4 protein-coding genes are annotated in these 3,688 nt (G+C 49.4%); all 4 read left to right on the forward strand.

The genetic code is table 11. The annotated features are described in order from the left end of the window. A partial coding sequence (locus ACQY6Q_RS06930) for a hypothetical protein (protein WP_427979485.1) occupies positions 1–438 on the forward strand: 438 nt, incomplete at its 5' end. Next, the gene (locus tag ACQY6Q_RS06935; protein ID WP_427979488.1) at positions 438–1,244 is read left to right on the forward strand and encodes a PilW family protein; all 807 of its coding nucleotides are present in this window, start codon (positions 438–440) and stop codon (positions 1,242–1,244) included. The genes ACQY6Q_RS06930 and ACQY6Q_RS06935, both read left to right, overlap by 1 nt. Beyond that, positions 1,216–1,653 (forward strand): MSHA biogenesis protein MshP, encoded by a 438-nt coding sequence (locus ACQY6Q_RS06940; protein ID WP_427979491.1) that lies wholly within the window; start codon positions 1,216–1,218, stop codon positions 1,651–1,653. The genes ACQY6Q_RS06935 and ACQY6Q_RS06940 overlap by 29 nt, the downstream gene beginning before the upstream one ends. Next, positions 1,650–3,688, forward strand: a 2,039-nt coding sequence (locus ACQY6Q_RS06945) for a DUF7305 domain-containing protein (RefSeq protein WP_427979494.1), incomplete at its 3' end; no start/stop codon positions are given. The genes ACQY6Q_RS06940 and ACQY6Q_RS06945, both read left to right, overlap by 4 nt.

Consider the following 3,688-nt stretch of genomic DNA (forward strand, 5'->3'; position numbering starts at 1 on the left):
CCCCAAGCGCGGCGAAGCATAGAGCCTGTTTATCAGTTTCGCGCGGCCGAGCTCGGTTCGAGTTTGATGAATGAGATTTTGTCTAAGTCCTTTGATGAGCAGTCTGATCATACCGGAGGGGGCTTATGGCGCTGTAGCGAGCTTAGGCCCAATAGTCAAACTACTTCCTGTACAGCTGCTAGCGACTACGGTCCTGATGCGGCGACGGAGCTAAGGCAAAACTACAACGATGTGGATGATTACGACACCGCCGGCTCGTTTCTGGCGATTAGTGACAGTATGGGAGTGGATTTAAGCCAAGATTACCGTAACTATCGTTATAGGGTGGCCATTGATAGTTCGGAATATGGGATTAATCAAGCCAAACGCATCGACTTATGGATACAAGCGCCCGATGGTGTCGAATATGCCTTTAGCGCTTATCGGTGGAATTACTAATGAAGCTGGGGCTTATGGGTAAGCGGGGCGGTTTCACCTTAATCGAGTTGGTTATCACCATGGTGTTGTTGGGTATATTGGCGCTTGCCACTACCGACTTCATTCGTACCGGCAGCCTAATCTATCGCGACGGAGCCGAACGTCAGGTCTTGCTGGGTGAGGCGCGTTTTGCTATTCAACGGCTTAGCCGAGAATTGCATAATAGCCTGCCGAATAGCGCACGGGTCGATAATATAACAGGCCTTGGCGAGTGCTTAACTTTTGTGCCGACTTTGTCTAGCCATAGCTATGTTAATTTGCCGCTAACACCACGTTCCGCTGCCAGTGCAGTGGTCGTCAGCTGGAGCGGTCAGCCCGCCGTTCCCGGAAGTGCTAATGTTTGGGCGGCGGTTTACGTATTAAACAGTGATGAGGTTGTGTCTGCCAACGGCCTAATCAACGAAGGGGCGAACAAGGTCGCCTCGGTGGAGAGTTTAAGCGCCGATGCCAGCAGCGGTTTATCTACCTTAAATTTTGATTCTGCGGTGAGTTTTCGCAGTGCCTCGCCTGCTCAGCGGCTCTACTTGATCAGTGAAGCGGTACGCTATTGCGTGGCAGGCTCAGAGTTAAGGCGCTACCAACCGGCAAATAGTTTGCAAGGTGTATTAATGGCAAACCGTTTAGACCCGCGTGCGGTTTTACCTCCCTTTCAGGTGCTTGATGCCAGTTTAAGCCGTAATGGTTTGGTAAAGTTGGCTTTTAGCTTTACTGAAAATAACGAAGTGGTGGAATTTCAGCATGATATCGTCGTCCCTAATCAACCCTAGACGGCAAAGCGGCAGTGCTTTGCTGGTGGCCATTTTTGTTATTGTGGTGATGGCTCTGCTCACTGCGGGCTTAACCACTATCTTAAGAGATAGTTCACGCAATGCGGCTTGGGAGGTCTTAGGGGCGCGTGCTGAATTGGCTGCCAGCTCTGGTTTAGAGCAAGCGCTGTTTTCTCTATTTCCACTCAATCCGGCTAGCCCCTTACCGGTGAGTTGTGATGATGTGGTTGAAGCGCCTGCTTTAGCTGGTCCTGGTTTTGCCACTTGTCAGGTTGAGTTAAGTTGTCAGCAGCGTGATGTTCCACAATTAGCAGCGCGTTTTTATGACTTAGACGCCGTGGCAGAATGTGGCTCAGGGGAAGTCAGAGTGCAGCGCCAGCAGGTGATTCAAGCGAGGACTGCCTTATGATTATAAATCGTTGCTCATTCTTACTACTGCGCTTGGTTTTGCTGCTGATTATCTTTCCTAAAGCGCTATTTGCTGTTGAGTGTAGCGCGGTTTTCCCTACGGTGATTTCTTCTTCAAATGCCTCTAGTCAGCTTGCCATTAGCTGGTGGGCACAGATCTATGGTTCTGCGGCGGGGCAGCTTGATATTAGGCGTGTGAATCATAACTCGGATCGCTACACCTGCCCGGATTATGTTCAGTATTGTAGTTCTAGTCATCGCTTAGCTGCAGCAGGGAACCCGCTAAATATATCGAGCAAAGCGAATGGCCTAAATGTCGCGCTCAATTGGAGGCAGAGTGCGACGCTCGGAGAAGGCGTTTATGATACTGATAATTTTGGCAATATAAGCACAGGCAGCGAAGCCACCTTGACCTTTTCGGCTAGCCGAGATGAATACTTTATTGACCAGTTGAGTCTTGGTTATCGTGCTACTCTGGCCTTGCCGGCGGGGACTTATTGGGTAGCCGGTGATGTGAATTTAGATACCCAAAGTGAGATACAGGTTGTAGGTGAAGGAACCATAAAAATCTTTGTAGGTGGTCGCTTTAACGCTAAATATCAGTCGAGTCTCAATGTCTCGGGAGAGCCAAGTCAACTAGCCATTTATGCCGAAGGAGATATTCAGTTAGATAATGAATCGGTCAGCCATTTGGTTGGTTATAGTTTAAGTAATATTCTCACCTTATATCGCTCGCAAATAACAGGCGCGTTGCATGCCCTAGGTGACATTCAAATACAAAATGAGTCGGTAGTTCGCGGCATAGCCAATGCTGGAGATGTGGATTTTGCTCCCCTATGTGATGGGGTGGTTCGCGAGCCTTTAAATTTGCAGTTTGGCTCCACCGGTGCGCTGCAGAACGGTGGCCTTGTTAGTTTCGAGCAGCCCTACACCAGTAAGCCTTTAGTGTTTTTGATGACGCCAATTGACCCTGCAGCTCCCAATAACGATGGGCCTAACCATGCCTTTGTTAATACGCTGCTGCAAGATGCTAGTGGCCTATGGACTGGATTTTCTTGGTCTAGAGACGAGCCGCCGCGCAATAACGTTGCTTCTAAAAATACCCTAGCAATCGACTGGATTGCGGTAAATGAAGGGGAATTTACCCTACAAGATGGTACTCCTTTGCAAGCCGGTAAGGTTCGCTCTAAAACCGCTCTGCCTTTTGTTGATGGAACTTACGTCAACCTTGATATTCCCAGCAACTTGTCGGTGGTATTGCATCAGCAGCAAAGTCGCAATAATCAATGTTGGTTAACCACTACATCGGTATTTAATGGTGGTGATTCGGGCATCGGTTTAGCGCTAGAAAATAGTGAGGTGCATACTTGGTATTGGTACTGGGACTGGCCGTGGATACGCGATCAGTGCATGGGCAACAATAACGCGATTCCTCATTATGCACTGGCTGAGGAAACTATTGGCTATTTAGCCACAGAGCCAGCGGTGGGCAGTATCACACTCAATGGTGAGCCGCTTAATTATCAGTTTGGTCGTGGCTTAACCCACGACAAAGGGAGTGTTACCCAGCCTCCGCAGAGAACTTGTAGTTTTCTTAGCTCTTATCAGGCAGATTTTTTTAGTAATCCACCCATCATGGTGGCCAGCAAAAATAGCCGGAATGATGGCGATGGCGGCTGGCTAAGGCGCTGTCAGCATAATGCGGCTAACTTTTCGATGATTATCGAAGAAGACCAGTACGGCGATGGCGAGCGGGGGCATGCGGCAGAGAGTTTTAGCTATATGGCTTTTAGTAGCAATTTGGTACAGCCATCTCCCGGCCTAGAGATCAGTGCGGCGTCTTTCGGCTTAACTTGTGATGTTCATGAGGTAGTCATTCGGGCTACTCTTGATGGCCAGCTAAATCAAAGCTTTCAGGGAACAGTCTCTCTTCGCACCTCGACTAACCGCGGCAGCTGGTCCATAGGTGACGGCCAAGGCAACTTGCAGGCGGGAGTGGATAACGGGCAGGCAAGTTATCAGTTCGCCGCCGCCGA

Source organism: Agarivorans sp., from assembly GCF_050295395.1.
GTDB lineage: Bacteria > Pseudomonadota > Gammaproteobacteria > Enterobacterales > Celerinatantimonadaceae > Agarivorans.